The sequence below is a fragment of the Nocardioides sp. genome (genome assembly GCF_041913365.1).
Lineage (GTDB): Bacteria > Actinomycetota > Actinomycetes > Propionibacteriales > Nocardioidaceae > Nocardioides.
Window position 1 is genome coordinate 173,455 of record NZ_JAYSFM010000003.1, and the last position, 15,217, is coordinate 188,671.

Annotated in this window: 18 protein-coding genes; 6 read left to right on the plus strand and 12 right to left on the minus strand. The window is 72.6% G+C overall.

Annotated elements, in window-relative coordinates:
* The first annotated feature begins 6 nt into the window (after window positions 1–6).
* Entirely contained in the window at window positions 7–615 is a 609-nt protein-coding gene (locus ACE3QY_RS09175) for a TetR/AcrR family transcriptional regulator (protein ID WP_374455707.1), read from the plus strand.
* A 32-nt stretch (window positions 616–647) separates the two neighbouring features.
* Here ACE3QY_RS09175 and ACE3QY_RS09180 read toward each other — a convergent pair whose 3' ends face one another.
* Window positions 648–2,240 carry an MXAN_6640 family putative metalloprotease gene (locus ACE3QY_RS09180; protein WP_374455708.1) on the minus strand — a complete coding sequence of 531 codons (1,593 nt, stop codon included), beginning with the start codon at window positions 2,238–2,240 and terminating at the stop codon, window positions 648–650.
* A 97-nt stretch (window positions 2,241–2,337) separates the two neighbouring features.
* Window positions 2,338–2,733 carry an adenylyltransferase/cytidyltransferase family protein gene (locus ACE3QY_RS09185; RefSeq protein WP_374455709.1) on the minus strand — a complete coding sequence of 132 codons (396 nt, stop codon included), beginning with the start codon at window positions 2,731–2,733 and terminating at the stop codon, window positions 2,338–2,340.
* Between the two features lie 37 nt (window positions 2,734–2,770).
* On the opposite strand from ACE3QY_RS09185, the gene ACE3QY_RS09190 reads away from it, so the two are divergent.
* A complete protein-coding gene (locus ACE3QY_RS09190) occupies window positions 2,771–4,057 on the plus strand; it encodes a DUF445 domain-containing protein (RefSeq protein WP_374455710.1) in 1,287 nt (428 codons plus the stop codon).
* A gap of 13 nt (window positions 4,058–4,070) precedes the next feature.
* On the opposite strand, the gene ACE3QY_RS09195 is transcribed toward ACE3QY_RS09190, so the two are convergent.
* Window positions 4,071–5,258 (minus strand): phosphatidylserine/phosphatidylglycerophosphate/cardiolipin synthase family protein, encoded by a 1,188-nt coding sequence (locus ACE3QY_RS09195; protein WP_374455711.1) that lies wholly within the window; start codon window positions 5,256–5,258, stop codon window positions 4,071–4,073.
* Between the two features lie 91 nt (window positions 5,259–5,349).
* Here ACE3QY_RS09195 and ACE3QY_RS09200 point away from each other — a divergent pair, with 91 nt between their 5' ends.
* On the plus strand, window positions 5,350–5,610 hold the full coding sequence (locus tag ACE3QY_RS09200; RefSeq protein ID WP_374455712.1) for an RNA-binding S4 domain-containing protein: 261 nt from the start codon (window positions 5,350–5,352) through the stop codon (window positions 5,608–5,610).
* A 9-nt stretch (window positions 5,611–5,619) separates the two neighbouring features.
* Here ACE3QY_RS09200 and ACE3QY_RS09205 read toward each other — a convergent pair whose 3' ends face one another.
* Both ACE3QY_RS09205 and ACE3QY_RS09210 read right to left on the minus strand, forming a co-directional pair.
* Entirely contained in the window at window positions 5,620–6,423 is an 804-nt protein-coding gene (locus ACE3QY_RS09205) for a hypothetical protein (RefSeq protein WP_374455713.1), read from the minus strand.
* Between the two features lie 70 nt (window positions 6,424–6,493).
* On the minus strand, window positions 6,494–7,390 hold the full coding sequence (locus ACE3QY_RS09210; protein ID WP_374455714.1) for an ABC transporter ATP-binding protein: 897 nt from the start codon (window positions 7,388–7,390) through the stop codon (window positions 6,494–6,496).
* Window positions 7,391–7,529: 139 nt separating this feature from the next.
* On the opposite strand from ACE3QY_RS09210, the gene ACE3QY_RS09215 reads away from it, so the two are divergent.
* Both ACE3QY_RS09215 and ACE3QY_RS09220 read left to right on the plus strand, forming a co-directional pair.
* Complete coding sequence (locus ACE3QY_RS09215; RefSeq protein ID WP_374455715.1) at window positions 7,530–8,729, plus strand: sensor histidine kinase; 1,200 nt, start codon at window positions 7,530–7,532, stop codon at window positions 8,727–8,729.
* A complete protein-coding gene (locus ACE3QY_RS09220; RefSeq protein ID WP_374455716.1) occupies window positions 8,726–9,418 on the plus strand; it encodes a response regulator in 693 nt (230 codons plus the stop codon). The genes ACE3QY_RS09215 and ACE3QY_RS09220 overlap by 4 nt, the downstream gene beginning before the upstream one ends.
* 39 nt (window positions 9,419–9,457) lie before the next feature.
* Here ACE3QY_RS09220 and ACE3QY_RS09225 read toward each other — a convergent pair whose 3' ends face one another.
* The 3 genes from ACE3QY_RS09225 to ACE3QY_RS09235 all read right to left on the minus strand — a co-directional run bounded on the left by ACE3QY_RS09225 (window position 9,458) and on the right by ACE3QY_RS09235 (window position 11,270).
* On the minus strand, window positions 9,458–9,799 hold the full coding sequence (locus ACE3QY_RS09225) for an FKBP-type peptidyl-prolyl cis-trans isomerase (RefSeq protein ID WP_374456014.1): 342 nt from the start codon (window positions 9,797–9,799) through the stop codon (window positions 9,458–9,460).
* Window positions 9,800–9,852: 53 nt separating this feature from the next.
* Window positions 9,853–10,284: a CBS domain-containing protein gene (locus tag ACE3QY_RS09230; protein ID WP_374455717.1), complete on the minus strand. Its 432-nt coding sequence runs from the start codon at window positions 10,282–10,284 to the stop codon at window positions 9,853–9,855.
* 92 nt (window positions 10,285–10,376) lie between these two features.
* Window positions 10,377–11,270: an inositol monophosphatase gene (locus ACE3QY_RS09235; protein ID WP_374455718.1), complete on the minus strand. Its 894-nt coding sequence runs from the start codon at window positions 11,268–11,270 to the stop codon at window positions 10,377–10,379.
* Window positions 11,271–11,311: 41 nt separating this feature from the next.
* On the opposite strand from ACE3QY_RS09235, the gene ACE3QY_RS09240 reads away from it, so the two are divergent.
* Complete coding sequence (locus ACE3QY_RS09240) at window positions 11,312–11,773, plus strand: DUF2231 domain-containing protein (RefSeq protein ID WP_374455719.1); 462 nt, start codon at window positions 11,312–11,314, stop codon at window positions 11,771–11,773.
* Window positions 11,774–11,776: 3 nt separating this feature from the next.
* Here the strand turns inward: ACE3QY_RS09240 and rsgA are convergent, their stop codons facing one another.
* From rsgA to ACE3QY_RS09260, 4 genes are all read right to left on the minus strand, one after another.
* Window positions 11,777–12,781, minus strand: a complete 1,005-nt coding sequence (rsgA, locus tag ACE3QY_RS09245) for a ribosome small subunit-dependent GTPase A (RefSeq protein ID WP_374455720.1) — start codon at window positions 12,779–12,781, stop codon at window positions 11,777–11,779.
* A complete protein-coding gene (gene aroA, locus ACE3QY_RS09250) occupies window positions 12,778–14,085 on the minus strand; it encodes a 3-phosphoshikimate 1-carboxyvinyltransferase (protein ID WP_374455721.1) in 1,308 nt (435 codons plus the stop codon). The genes rsgA and aroA overlap by 4 nt, the downstream gene beginning before the upstream one ends.
* A gap of 42 nt (window positions 14,086–14,127) precedes the next feature.
* Complete coding sequence (locus tag ACE3QY_RS09255; RefSeq protein WP_374455722.1) at window positions 14,128–14,658, minus strand: DoxX family membrane protein; 531 nt, start codon at window positions 14,656–14,658, stop codon at window positions 14,128–14,130.
* A 67-nt stretch (window positions 14,659–14,725) separates the two neighbouring features.
* The coding region (locus tag ACE3QY_RS09260) for a hypothetical protein (protein WP_374455723.1) at window positions 14,726–15,217 on the minus strand (492 nt) is incomplete at its 5' end.

Here is a 15,217-nt window from a genome sequence, read left to right on the forward strand (position 1 = left end):
TGAGCAATGCTCAACAGTGTGTCCGACCACAGCGAGGCTCCCGTACGCCGCCGGCTGAGCGCGCAGGAGCGCCGCCGGCAGCTGGTCGGCATCGGGCTCGCGAAGATCGTCGAGAAGCCGATCCAGGACCTCTCGATGGACGACATCGCCGCGGAGGCGGGCATCTCGCGCGGGCTGCTGTTCCACTACTTCCCGACCAAGACCGACTTCTACCTCGCGTGCATCGCGGCAGCCGGTCGGCGGATGCTGCGCACCACGGCACCCGACGAGGACCTCCCGGGGGAGGAGCAGGTCGTGATGGTCACCCGGCTGATGGTCGAGCAGATCGAGCGGCGCCGCGACTTCTACCTCGCCCTCGTCCACGGCCACGGGGTCGCCGACCCGCGGGTCAGCGAGGTGATGGACTCGGTGCGCGACGGCAGCACCGACCGGGTGGTCGCCGCGCTCGGGGTGCCGGCCGCACAGCGCGACGTCGTACGCGCCTGGTGGGCCTACACGGAGGACCGGGCGCTCACCTGGTCGGCAGTGCCGCCCGGTGAACGCCCGGTCTCGTTGTCCGTGCTGGTCGAGGAGTGCGTCGCTGCGCTCCACGCCCTGCTCGCCCTCAGGGCGTGACCCTCAGGACACGACCCCTCAGGGCATGAGCGTCAGCGCTTGACGACACTGCCCACCACCGAGAAGCGCTCATCGTCGTCCTGAGGCTTCCCCTGGCAGGCGAGCACCGTCTTCTTGCCGCACGCGTAGCGGGTCGAGGCGTTGACCAGCGTCACCGAGACCGCCGAGACCCGCTTGTTGTCGAAGGTGACCTTCTTCCGCCCGTCACCGCCCCGGTTGAGCTTGACGAGCTTGGTCTGGCGCTTGCCGTTGGCCAGGTGCACCACCACGACGGCGTAGGGGGAGGTCGCCTTCACCGGGCCGTTGACCGCCACCGCGAGCTTCCACTTCTTGCCGCCCAGGCCCTTGCCGGGGACGTAGACGTAGGAGGCCGAGGACAGGTGGTCGACCTTCGTCCTGAAGCGCTTGGTCCGCTTGTTCTTGCTGAGCTTCTTGCCGCCGCGGACCTTGGGGAAGGGGTACTCCGCGCCCTCGGGGAAGTTGGCGGCCGGGGTCAGGTTGCCGGCCGCGTAGCGGGCGTAGACCTTGCCGAAGCCGCCCTTCTTCTTCAGCACCTTCTGGAGGGCGGTGAGGCTGTACTTGCCGCCGTCCTTCTTGAGCGAGCCGGCCTGGTCCCAGACCTTCTTGACGATGCCGACGCCGTACTTGGCGGAGAGGTACTCCCAGAAGACCCAGTTGCCGTACTGGAAGCCCTGGTCGCGGCTGAACACGTCGAGCGGGACGTAGGGGGCGTAGATCTGGCTCCACGGGAAGTACTGGCGGTTGTCGTTGACCGCGGTCGCGATCCGCTCCTCCATCCACGTCGCCGTGGACTCCATCATCCAGGGGTCCTCGTTGTAGTCGTAGGCGTACTGGATCGCGTGGAAGAACTCGTGGGCCGCGGTGACCGTCAGGTTGTCGGTCGGGGTGCCGGTGGGGAACTGCGCGGCCGCGAAGTCGTTGTCGAGGACGCAGTAGCCGGAGCCCGTGCGCTTCTTGACCCGGGTCTCGCCGGCGCAGAAGCCGTAGATGTCGCCGCCGAGGTCCTTGAGGTAGACGTCGAAGAGCGCGTTGCCGCCCTTGACGCCGTCGGTGAGCGGCGCGCGGTAGCCGAAGCCGTCGACCTCCTGGCTCCACACGGCGTCCATGACCGCCAGGTTGGTGGCGGGCCACTCCGGCGACGGCGGGGCGTCGGCGCCGGTCGCGACGTAGTGGATGCAGAGGCGGGTGTTGCAGATCGGCGCGGCCTCCGGGACGGTGTAGCCGAAGCCCTGCGGGTCGCCGACGCCGTCGGTCGGGCGGGCCAGCAGCCGGTCGGCCATGCGGCGCTCGCTGCCGCGCAGGTCGGTCTTGCTGAGCCAGAGGTCGCGGAGCGCGAGCGTCGCCGAGGGGTCGCGCGGGAGCGCGTTGCCCGTCATCACGCGGCGTGCCGTGGCGAGCGCCTCGGACGGGGTGACCTCGCCGAACTCGGGGAGCGCCGGCTCGGGCACCATCTCCAGGGCCTCGGCCGGGGACGGCACGGACACGCTGCCGGGCCCCGCAGGTCGGCTGTTGTCGCCCGCCTGGTCGGCAGCGACGGCCGGGGCGGACAGCGCCGCGCCACCCATCAGTGCCAGAGCAACAGCGGTGGTGACGATTCTGCGCATGTTTCCCCTCGTGGTTGTCATCTCGGTTGTGACCCTAACCCAGCCCTGCGACGCCGCAGCCCGTGCGGATCGGCTGGCGGACCGGCCATCCGTCGGCCTACAGGTCGGCGATGTGCTCGATGATCGCGGTCGTGGAGATGGCCGGCGTGCGCTCGAGGTAGACCACCTCGCACACGTCCGCGAACTCGTCGAACTTGCCGGCCCAGTCGTCGCCCATCACGAGGACGTCGGCGCCGTGCTCGACGATGTAGTCGCGCTTCTGCTCCAGGCTCTCCTCGACGAACACCTCGTCGACCACCTTGAGCGCGCCGACGATGGCCAGCCGCTCACGCTGGGTGAACACCGGCACCCGGCCCTTCTTGCGCTCGTTGAGCGCGTCCGCGGAGACCCCGACGACGAGCCGGTCGCCCAGCGCCGCCGCGCGCTCGAGCACGCGCAGGTGCCCGACGTGGAACACGTCGAACGTTCCGAAGGTGATCACGGTGCGAGGCATGCGCGGCATTCTGGCACGGTCGGGAAAGATGGACCGCATGCCCGACCAGGCCACTGCCGTACGCCCCGCTGTCCCCCTCATCACGCCCGACCCGGGTGCCGACGAGGCGCGTCGCCGCGGCCTGCGCCGCATGCGCACGGTCGCGGTGGGGCTGCTGCTCCTCGCCGCCTGCGTGTACGTCGCCACGCTGGGGCGCGACGGCTTCTGGGGCTTCGTCAACGCCGGCGCCGAGGCGTCGATGGTCGGTGCCATCGCGGACTGGTTCGCGGTGACCGCCCTCTTCAAGCACCCGCTCGGCCTGCCGATCCCGCACACCGCGCTGATCCCGAAGCGCAAGGACGAGCTGGGCAAGGGTCTCGAGGAGTTCGTGGGGGAGAACTTCCTGCAGGAGGACATCATCCGCGACCGGGTCGCGGCCGCGACGATCTCGGCCCGGGTGGGCGACTGGCTGGCCGACCCGGCGAACGCGCGACGGGTGGTCGACGAGGCCTCCGACGTCGCCGCGATCGCGCTCGGCAAGGTGCGCGACGACCACGTGGCCGACCTCGTCACGCAGGCGCTGGTGCCGCGGTTCCACGAGGAGCCGATCTCACCGCTGCTCGGCTCCACGCTGATGGAGGTGCTGCGCGACGACCTGCACCACGGGCTGGTCGACCTGGCGGTCGAGGAGATGCACCGCTGGCTGCTCGACAACCCGGAGACGTTCTCCCGGGTGCTCGAGGAGCGGGCACCGTGGTGGGCGCCGCCGCGGCTCAACGACGCGGTCACGTCGCGGCTCCACGTCCAGGCGCTGGCCTGGCTGGAGGACATCCGCGACGACCCGCACCACCGGGCCCGCGAGGCGCTCGACTCGATGCTCGGCCAGCTGGCGCACGACCTGCTCAACGACCCGGAGACGCAGGAGCGGGCCGAGGGCTTCAAGAACCGGCTGCTCGAGCACCCCCAGGTCGTCACCACGGCCATCTCGCTGTGGAAGGCGATGCGGTCGGCGCTGCTGAGCTCGATCCAGGACCGGGAGGGAGCCGTACGCCAGCGCCTGCTGGTGGAGCTGAACCTGTTCTCCCAGCGGCTGCGCGACGACGCCGCGCTGCGCGAGCGCCTCGACCGGATGGCCGCCGACCTGACCGTGTTCATGGTGGAGCGCTACGGCGCCGAGGTCACCACGGTCATCACCCACACGATCGAACGCTGGGACGGCAAGGAGGCGGCCCGGCGCATCGAGCTGCACGTCGGCCGCGACCTGCAGTTCATCCGGATCAACGGCACGATCGTCGGCGGGCTCGTCGGCGTGCTGATCCACGCGGTGAGCCTGCTCGTGTCCTGATCGTGGTGAACAGTCAGCGGCGGCAGGGCTTCATCACCGGCATGATCCCCGAGCGGCTCTGGTGGGAGTGCCGCCAGGCGTCCTCGAAGTGCGCGAGGTACTGCTGGTGCACCCAGGGGTCGTCCACGACCCGCACCATCACCTCGTCGTTGTAGAGCAGGCCGCCGCAGGTCGTGTTCGACGTGCCGGTGACGGTGAGGAAGGTCGGCCTCCCGCGGAACCGGGCGTGGACGGCGAGCATCTTGTCGTGCGTGAGCGTCGTACGCACGGCCGAGCGCGGCAGCTGGCCCTGCGGCAGCTTCGCCTCCATCCAGTTCTCGACCGTGTCCCGGGTGGTGATGACCCGCACCCGGCAGCCCCGCGTGGACAGCCGCACCAGCTCGGCGCGCACGTCGGCGCGCTGGATCACCGCGAACATCGCGGCCACGTCCCGCGCCCCGGGACGGCAGGAGATGTCCTTGAGCGTGGCGAGCAGCAGGTCGCGGCGCGTGGGGTAGACCGTCGCGGTCACGGAGCCGGACTCGAAGACCTTGCTCCGGTCGTCCCAGGTGCGCCCGTCGACGGTCAGGCTCTGCTCGAAGAGCCGCGCGAAGTACGCCGTCCCGAAGCGGTACAGCCCCGGGTCGTCGATCTTCAGGAACGAGTTGTACTGGCGGTACTGCCGGTCCTCGAGGTTGGCCGAGCTGGTGATGAACGACTGCACGCCGCCGATGTCGGTGACGTAGAACTTGAGGTGCTGCACGTTCTGGCTGTCCGGGAAAGGCCCCGGCGCTCGCCACGGCAGGCACGCCCCACGACAGATCGTGACGTTCTTGCGTGCCGGGTCCTGGTCCTCGATCTTCCGGATCAGCCGCCGACCCCGCGAGTTGAGCCGGAGGTCGTCGTCACCGACGAGGTAGACCTCCGCCCCGCGCCGCTGCGCCGCGACGAGGGCCGCGGTCGGTGCCTGGATGTCCCACCGGAACATCGCCACCCGGATCGTGTCGCCCGGCCCGGCCGAGTCGAAGAGCCGGCTCGGCCTGGCCAGCACCGTCGGGTCGTTGCGCCGCGTGGGCGGGGACGAGAAGCACACCTCGATGCCGCCGCTCGCCTCGCAGCCGGACTTCCCGGCGCGCGCCGCCGGCGCCGTGTCGTACGCCGATGCGGGCAGCGCGAGCCCCACGACGACGAGCAGCACGAGCAGCAGGAACGGACGGCGCATGCGTGGATCTCCCCCTGAAGGCGGCGCGATGGTGGGCCCCACCTTCGCACGGTACGTCCCGGCGCGCGCGCGGACGGTGTTGACTTGGCCCATGACCCCCGTCAGCCAGCCCGAGCCCCTCGACGTGCCGATCCGCGACGAGTCGATCCGGCTGGGGCAGTTCCTCAAGCTCGCCAACTTCGTCGAGAGCGGCGCCGAGGCCAAGCCCGTCATCGCCGACGGGGCGGTCTCGGTGAACGGCGAGGTCGAGACGCGACGCGGCCGCCAGCTCGTCCCCGGTGACGTGGTCACGGTGGGCGGGCTGGCGGCCAGGGTCGCCACGGGAGAGGTCGAGATCGACGTCCCCTGGTGAGGGAGGGGGCTACTTCACCTCGCGGTGGAGCACCCGGTAGGTGCCGATGGCGAGCGGGAGCAGCACCCAGACGCCGACGGCGGTGCCGAGCTGGGCCCAGTCCCGCCCCGCCATCTCGCCGGCGAACAGCGGGGTGGTCACCGAGTCCATGTCGAGCCACTCGCCGACGTCCGCCAGGGCGCTGAAGACCTGGGTGACGATCGTCCAGGCGGTCGGCAGCACGAGCACCGACACGATCGCGACCGGCGTGTTGAGGAACAGCAGGCCGAAGGCGACGCCCTGCAGGACGTAGATCAGCAAGGCGAGCACCAGCCCGCCGCCGACGGCGGCGGTGAGGTCCCACTCGCCGGTCCCGCCCGCCACGTTGGCGAGCGCCGCCGCGGCGACGGCCACGGCGAGCACGACCAGCGCCAGCAGGAGCGCGGCGATGACCTTGGCGAGCACGACCCGGCCGCGGCGCGGCTCGAGGGTGAACGTGACCAGGCCGGTGCGCTGGGTCCACTCGGCGGTCGCCGCCATGATCCCGAGCACGGGCAGGAGCAGGGCGAGCGGCAGCGTCGAGAGCTCGAGCAGGCTGCGGAAGCTCGCGTCCTCGGCCGGGCCCCAGAGGACGAAGGCGCCCAGCACGACCGCGGCCAGCGCCGCCATCACGATGACCATCCAGCGTCCGGCGCGCGTGTCGACCATCTTGCGCAGCTCGGCGTGCAGGGTGCGGGTGAAGGGGACGCCCGGGCGCCCCGGCAGCGCCACCGGGGTGCGTACGTCGTCGCTGCCGCCGACGGCGGGAGCGAGGGTCTGGTCGGTGGTGCTCATCTCGGGGTCCCTTCGAGGTTGTCGGACGGAGGAGCGAAGCGGGGGAGGAGGAGAACGTCGAGGGGTGAGTTCATGCTGCGTCTCCTTCGCGGGAGGTGGCGGCGGTGAGGCCGAGGAACATCTCCTCGAGGCCCTCGGAGCCCCCGGAGCGCAGCTCGAGGAGCACGACGCGCTCCTCGGCGGCGATCCTGCCGACGACCCCGGGCTCGGCGTCGACGACGAGGCCGGAGCCGGTGCGGGTGACCGGCACGTCGGCCGCCTCCAGCAGACCGGCGAGCCGGGCGTCGTCGGTGGAGTGGACGGTGGTGCCGCCACGGCTGAGCAGCTCCTCCTTGGAGCCCATCGCCACGATGCGGCCGCGGCCGATCATGACCAGGTCGTCGGCGACGATCTGCACCTCGTGCAGGAGGTGGCTGGACAGCAGCACGGTGCCGCCGCCGTCGGCGAAGCGGCGCAGCAGGCCGCGCATCCAGTGGATGCCCTGCGGGTCCAGGCCGTTGGCCGGCTCGTCCAGGATCAGCACCTGCGGCTCGCCGAGCAGGGCCGCGGCGATGCCGAGCCGCTGGCGCATGCCGAGGGAGTAGTTGCGGACCCGGCGGCCGGCCTCCTCCTCGGTCAAGCCGACGAGGGACAGCACCTCCTCCACGCGGGCCTTCGAGACGCCGACCGAGACGGCCGCCACCAGGAGCACCTCCCGACCGGTGCGACCGGGGTGCTGGGCGGACGCGTCGAGCATGACGCCGACCTGCCGGCCGGGGTTGTGCAGCTCGCGGTAGGTCTGGCCCAGGATCGTCGCCCGACCGGAGCTGGCCGGGGTCAGCCCGGTCATCATCCGCATCGCGGTCGACTTGCCCGCGCCGTTCGGGCCGAGGAAGCCGACCACGCTCCCGGGCCGCACCTGGAACGAGATGTCGTCCACGGCGGTGAAGCCGCCGTAGCGCTTGGTGAGGTTCTCGACTGTGATCATGGCTCCACCCTCTGAGCCGCGAGGGGTGGCGGGCATCGGGCGCAGGGATCGCCGGGGTCCGACCTGGGTATCGGCCGGGCGCCGAGGTCGACACCTGGGTCGGACGCCGGGGCCGCCCCGGGTCCTCTAGCCTCGGCGCATGCCAGCACCCGAGGACGCCAGGGCGGTCGCCGAGGAGCGCCCGAGCCGCATGGCGTCCACGTGGCGCTACGCCCTCGCGCTGGCGATCAGCCTGTTCACCTGGGGTGTCGTCATGGTGACCGCCTCCGAGCGCCCCGCCGGCGACCCGAAGGTGATGTGGTTCCTCCTCGGCGATCCCGCGCTCGGCCTGCTCTCCTTCGTGCTCATCCGCTGGCGGCACCGCCGACCGGCCCTGGTCGCCGTGGTGCTGACCGCCTTCTCCTTCGTCTCGATGACGAGCAGCGGGCCGGGGTCGTGGATCCTCGGGTCGATCGCCTCCCACCGCCGGTGGCGGCTGCTCGCGTTCGTGGTGCCCTTCAGCGTGCTGGCCGGCACGGTGCAGGAGCGCGTCGGGCTGTCCGAGGACACGCTGCCGCTGTGGGCCTCGGTCGCCTTCGGGATGCTGGTGGCCGGCATCCTCGTCGCCACCGGCTACGCGATGGGCTCCCAGCGGGAGCTCGTCGACTCCTACCGGGACCGCGCGGAGACCGCTGAGCGCGAGCAGCGGGCCCGGGTGGCGCAGGCCCAGGCGGCCGAGCGCACCCGGATCGCCCGCGAGATGCACGACGTGCTGGCCCACCGGATCTCGCTGGTCGCGATGAACGCCGGCGCCCTCGGCTACCGCACCGACCTGACTGCGGAGGAGCAGGCGAGCGCCGCGCAGTCGATCGAGGAGAACGCGCACCGGGCGCTGTCGGACCTCCGCGCGGTGCTGGGGGTGCTGCGCGACCCGACCCGGCCCACCGACGCGGAGCCCGAGCGCCCGCAGCCGGGCCTCGACGACGTCGCCGGGCTGGTCGCGGAGGAGAGCAGCGGCGGCATGCGGGTCCGCCTGTCCAACCGGGTCGAGGACGAGCTGCCGCCCGGCACCGGCCGGACGGCGTACCGCATCGTGCAGGAGGCGCTGACCAACGCCCGCAAGCACGCGCCGGGCACCGCTGTCACCGTCGACATCTTCGGCTCGCCGGACGACGGCCTGGTCGTCGCGGTGCGCAACGCCGCGCCGGTCGGTCCGGCACCGCGACCGGCGCTGCCGGCATCGGGCCTGGGGCTGCTCGGCCTGGCCGAGCGCGCCGCGCTGGCCGGCGGGCGCATCAACCACGGCGTCGACGCCGGTGGCGGGTACGCCGTCCGGGCATGGATACCGTGGGAGTCGTGACCGGGGACGTGAGCACCGAGGGCACGGCTCCCGTCTCGCTGGCGGTCGTCGACGACGACCCGATGGTGCGCGCCGCGCTCGGGATGATGCTCGGCGGCGCGTCCGGGATCACGGTCGTCGCGGAGGCGGGCGACGGCGAGGAGGCCCTCACGGTCGTCCCGCGCTCGGGGGCCGACGTGGTGCTGATGGACATCCGGATGCCGGTCCGCGACGGCCTCAGCGCGACCGAGGCGCTGCTCGCGGCCCGTCCCGACCTGAAGATCATCGTGCTGACGACCTTCGACACCGACGACATGGTGCTGCGCGCCCTGCGGATCGGGGCGGCTGGCTTCCTCCTCAAGGACACCCCGCCGGCGCGGCTGGTCGAGGCGATCCGGACCGTGGCCGCCGGCCAGCCGATGCTGTCGCCCAGCGTCACCGCGCAGCTGATCGCGGCCGTCACCCGCGACGAGCCGGGGACCGGGGCGGACGACCGCGCCCGCACGGCCAGGGCCGCACTGGCCGGGCTCACCGAGCGGGAGCGGGACGTGGCCGAGGGCGTGGCGCGCGGCCAGAGCAACGCCGAGATCGCAGCCGAGCTGTTCATGGGCGTGCCGACGGTGAAGACGCACGTCGGGCGGCTCTTCACCAAGCTCGGCGTCGAGAACCGGGTGCAGGTCGCGATCCTGGTCCACGACGCCCAGGGGTGAAGACCGCCCGACGTCAGGTCGTGCTGTGCAGGTGGGTGGTCAGCGGACCTCGAGCAGGTCGACCACGAAGATCAGCGTCTCGCCCGGCTTGATCACGCCACCGGCGCCGCGGTCGCCGTAGCCCAGGTGGGGCGGGATGACGAGACGGCGACGGCCGCCGACCTTCATCCCCTGCACGCCGGTGTCCCAGCCGGAGATGACCTGGCCGATGCCGAGGCGGAACTGCAGCGGGGTGCCCCGGTTGTAGGACGCGTCGAACTCCTCGCCGGTGGAGTGGGCGACGCCGACGTAGTGGACCGAGACGGTCGAGCCGGACGTGGCCTCCTGGCCGTCTCCCTCGACGAGGTCGGTGACCTCGAGGTCGGCGGGCGCCTCGCCCATGTGCGGGTCGACGTCGGGCTTCTCAGTCACTGTGTACTCCGATCAGTTGCGGGTCAGGTCTGGTGGACGTAGCTGTCGAGCTGGTCGCGCTCGAACTCGAGCTCGCCGATGCGGTTCTTCACCACGTCACCGATGCTGATGATGCCGGTCAGCTTGCCGTCGGCCACCACCGGGACGTGCCGGATGCGGTGCTCGGTCATCGTCTGCATGAGGTCGGTGAGCCCGTCCTCGCCGGCGCAGGTGCGCACCTCGGCGGTCATGATCGAGCTGACGGCGCTGTCGAGCACGGCCTCGTCGGCATGCAGGCGGCGTACGACGTCGCGCTCGCTGACGATGCCGGAAACTCGCTCGCCGTCGTCGCTGACGACCAGGGCGCCGACGTTGTGCTCGGCCAGCAGGCCGATCAGCTCGCGGACCGTGGCGTCGGGGCTGATGGTCACCACGTCCTGGCTCGCCTTGGCGTGGATGACGTCGTTGATCCTCATCGTCTGCACCTCTCGTCCGGCGTCACTACGGATGAGTCACCGTAGCCAAGCCGGGCCCCGAGGGACAGGGCCGAACGCCCCTGCGTGGCGGCTCAGTCCAGGACCGGAGGGCTCTGGCGGTCGCGCAGGTTGCTCACCGAGCCCGGCCCGCGGCGGGGCACGTCGGGGTCGAGGTCGTCGTCGGGGAGCGCGCCCAGGAACGACAGCGCGGCGTCGTGGAGGTGACCGTTGGAGGCCAGGGCGTTGCCGCCCCACGGGCCGTCGGTGCCGTCGAGGGAGGTGAACCGGCCGCCGGCCTCGCGCACGATGACGTCGAGGGCGGCCATGTCGTAGACGGCGAGCTCGGGCTCGGCCGCGAGGTCGACCGCACCCTCGGCGAGCAGCATGTAGGACCAGAAGTCGCCGTAGGCGCGGGTGCGCCAGCAGCGCCGCGACAGCGACACGAAGTCGTCGAGCCGGTCGCGCTCGTCCCAGCCGGACAGGGAGGAGTAGCTCAGCGACGCGTCCTCGAGGCGGCGTACGTCGGAGACCTCGCACCGCGTCGCCTTCAGCAGCGAGCGGCCGGTCCAGGCCCCGCTGCCCGCCGAGGCCCACCAGCGGCGCTGCAGCTGCGGGGCGGAGACCACGCCGAGGACGACCTCGTCGTCGATGGCCAGCGCGATCAGGGTCGCCCACACGGGCACGCCGCGGACGTAGTTCTTCGTGCCGTCGATCGGGTCGACGATCCAGCGGCGCTGGCTGTGCCCGGACGTGCCCTGCTCCTCGCCGACCACCGCGTCGCGCGACCGGACGCGCGACAGCGTGCGCCGGATGCCCTCCTCGACGGCCTGGTCGGCGTCGGTGACGGGCGTGAGGTCGGGCTTGCTCATGACGTGGAGGTCGAGGGCCTTGAAGCGGGCCAGGGTGAGCGAGTCCGCGTCGTCGGCCAGGACGTGGGCCAGGCGCAGGTCGTCGGTGTGGTCGGCGGTGCCGCCGGTGATGGGCATGTCCACAGGCTATTCCCAGACTCCGCCCCTACCCTGCACGCATGGAACTCAACGGTGTGCCGCTGCACCCGCTCGTCGTCCACGCCGTGGTGGTCCTCGGACCCCTCGCCGCCCTCACCGGCCTGGCGTACGCCGTCGTCCCGAAGTGGCGTTGGCTGCTGCGCTGGCCGCTGGTCGTGCTCGCGGTGCTGACCGCGGTGACCGCCTTCATCGCCACCCTGTCGGGAGAGGACCTCCTCGAGTCCCGGCCCGAGCTCGCGCCGCTGGTCGAGGAGCACGAGGAGCGCGGCGAGCTGCTGCGCAACGTGTCCCTGGGCTACGTGCCGGTCGCGGTGCTGGCCGCGTGGGCCCTCGGCGGGGTGTCCGCGCTGGCGTCCGGCCGTGGCGCGCGCGAGTCGCGCTGGCAGGTGCCGGTGGCCGCGCTGCTCGTCGTGGCCTCGCTCGGCCTGGTGGTGGTGCTGTTCCTCGCCGGTGACTCCGGCGCCCGCGCGGTGTGGGGCTGAGCCCTACCAGTCGCTGGCGCCCTCGCGGGCGCTGAGCAGCCGGCGGAACGACTCGACCCGGTCGGGGTCGGCCTCACCGGCCGCGACCGCCTCGTCGAGGCCGCACTCGGGCTCGTCCGTCCCGTGCGTGCACCCGCGCGGGCAGTCCTCGGTCATCTCCTCGAGGTCGGGGAAGGCCTCGATGAGGTTCTCCGGCTGCACGTGCGCCAGCCCGAAGGAACGGATTCCGGGCGTGTCGATGATCCAGCCGTCGCCGTCGGGCAGCTCGAGGAGGTAGGCGCTGGTCGAGGTGTGCCGCCCGCGCCCGGTCACCGCGTTGACGATGCCCACCTCGCGCTTCGCGTCGGGCACCAGCGCGTTGACCAGGGTGGACTTGCCCACGCCGCTGTGTCCGACCAGCACGCTCGTGCGCCCGCGCAGCCGCTCGCGCAGCTCGGTCAGGTCGCCGGCCCCCTCGCCCTTGAGCTGGGTGACGACCCACGGCACGCCGAGGGAGCGGTAGGTCGACAGCAGCGTCTCCGGGTCGGCGAGGTCGGCCTTGGTGAGGCAGAGCAGCGGCGCCATCCCGGCGTCGTACGCCGCCACGAGCGCGCGGTCGATCAGGCGCGGGCGGGGCTCGGGGTCGGCGAGCGCGGTCACCACGACGAGCTGGTCGGCGTTGGAGACGATCACCCGCTCGACGGGGTCGTCGTCGTCGGCCGTGCGGCGCAGCGTCGTGGTCCGCTCGACCACCTCGACGATCCGGGCCAGGGAGCCCTCGGCCCCGCTGGTGTCGCCGACGACCCGGACGTGGTCGCCCACGACCACGCCCTTGCGGCCCAGCGGTCGCGACTTCATCGCCATCACCCGGCGGCCTTCGAGCAGGAGCGTGAAGCGGCCACGGTCGACCGTCACCACGCGCGCGTCGACCGCGTCGTCGTAGGTGGGCCGGTCCTTGGTGCGCGGCCGGGTGCGTCGGCGCGGCCGCTCGTAGTGCTCGTGGTCGTGCTCGGAGTAGCGACCCGTCACGAGGGGGTCCCGTCCACGGCCCGGCTCCAGGCCGTCGCGAAGTCCGGGAAGGTCTTGGAGGTGGTGGCGATGTCCTCGACGAGCACGTCGTCGACGGCGAGGCCGAGGATCACGCCGGCGTGGGCCATCCGGTGGTCGGCGTAGGTCTGGAACGTGCCACCGTGCAGCGGGGCTGGACGGATGGAGAGTCCGTCCTCGCGCTCGGTGACGTCGGCACCGAGCCGGCCGAGCTCGGTGGCGAGGGCGGCGAGCCGGTCGGTCTCGTGGCCGCGGATGTGGGCGATCCCGCGCAGGTGGGAGGGGGAGACCGCGAGCGCGCACAGCGCCGCGACGGCGGGGGTGAGCTCCCCGACGTCGTGCAGGTCGAGGTCCACGCCGGCCAGCCGGTCGGGGCCGACGACGGTGAGGTCGCCGTCGGCGAGCGTCACCTCGCACCCCATGAGCGTGAGGATCTCGCGCAGCTCGTCACCGGGCTGGGTGGTCTCGGCCGGCCAGTCGGTGACCGTCACGCAGCCACCGGTCGCAGCGCCCAGCGCGAGGAAGGGCGCCGCGTTGGAGAGGTCGGGCTCGATGTCGTGGTCGACCGCGTGCACGGGGCCGGGGGCGACTGCCCACCGGTTCGCGTCGCTGTCGTCGACCTCGACGCCGTGGCGGCGGAGCATCTGGACGGTCATCTCGATGTGGGGGAGCGACGGCACCGGCTTGCCCACGTGGCGTACGTCGACGCCGTGCTCGTAGCGGGCCCCCGCGAGCAGCAGCGCCGAGACGAACTGCGACGACGCGCTGGCGTCGATCGTGACCGTGCCGCCCGGGACCGCGCCTTCACCGCGCACCGCGAACGGCAGCGCGCCGCGGCCGCCGTCGTCGATCCGCACGCCGAGGGCGGTCAGGGCGGAGAGCATCGGGCCGACCGGGCGCAGCCGCATGTGCGGGTCGCCGTCGAAGCCGACCCTGCCGCGCGCCAGCCCGGCCACCGGCGGCACGAAGCGCATGACGGTCCCGGCCAGGCCGCAGTCCACGTCGGCGTCGCGGTCCCACGCGCCGGGCGTGAGGGCCCAGTCGCCGTCGCGGTCCTCGAGGCCCGTGCCGAGGGAGGACAGGGCTGCGGCCATGAGCAGGGTGTCGCGCGAGCGCAGCGGACGGCGTACGACGCTGGGGCCGTCGGCGAGCGCGGCGAGCAGCAGCGCCCGGTTGGTCAGCGACTTGCTGCCGGGCAGGGAGACGACCCGGTCGACCGGGCCGCGGGGGCGCGGCGCCGGCCACAGGTCGGTCGGCGTCACGTCGTGCGTCGCGGGCTCACTCACCCGCGCACCCTATCGAGGCCGCGGGTCCTGACGGTGTGGTGCTCAGGTGAGCTGGGCGCGGGCCAGCCTGGCCTCACGGCGGGCGTCCTTGGCGACCTGCTTGGCCTCACGACGTACGTCGGCGGCCGCACGGCGGGCCCGCCAGGCCACACCCGGCTTGCCCTCGGTGTCGACGGCGGCGAGGAGGAGGCCGCCGAGGACGGAGGCGTTCTTGGCGAACTGCAGGCGCTGCATGTTCTTCGCCTGCGGGTCGGTTTCCTCCCAGAAGCGGTGGCCGGCGAACGTGGTCGGCACCAGCGACGCCGCGAGGACGGTGGCGCTCAGGCGGGGTGCTCGTCCGGTGGCGAGGGCCGCGGCGGCGAGGAGCTGCGCGCCGGCGTTGATCCGCACGAGCGTCTGGGGGTCGGTCGGGATCGGTGCCTGGGGCACGGCCTTCTGCGCCAGCGGGACGACCCGGTCGGTGACCGGCTTCGCCTTGACGGCGTGGGCCTCACTGTTGCGCAGGGCGTTGATGCCGCCGACGACGAAGATCGAGGCCAGCATCGGACGGGCGAGCAACCGGGTGATCGTCATGGTTCCTGTCTACACGATGGCCCGAGCGCATCGCCCCGTCCCCAAGGGTGCAGGAGCAGTCACCGGGTCAATCGAGCACGGCCCGCCACGTGTTGTTGCCCAGGTCGGGGTCGGCGACCCCGGGGTCGAGGGTGGCGGTGACGGTGGCACCGGACGCTGCGATGAGGAGCAGGTCGATCGGCGTCGTGTCGGAGGCGGAGACGACACACGTGACGCCCCCGGCCCGTGCGTCACACCGCCGGTCGAGGCCGAACGGGAAGACGATGGCGCGGACGAGGTCGACCTCGACGCGAGCGGTGTCCCCGGCGGCGAGCCCCGCGGGCCGCAGGCGCACCACGTAGAGCCCCTCGTCACCGAAGACCGAGCCCGTGAGCGAGGCGTCCGCCGACGTTGGGTCAGGGTCCGGCGTCGGGTCGGTGGTGGGTGTGGGGTCCGTAGTGGGTGTCGGGTCGGTCGTCGGGTCCGTGGTCGGGTCCGTGGTCGGGTCCGTGGTCGGGTCGGTCGTCGGGTCGGTCGTCGGGTCCGTGGTCGGGTCCGTGGTCGGGTCCGTGGTCGGGTC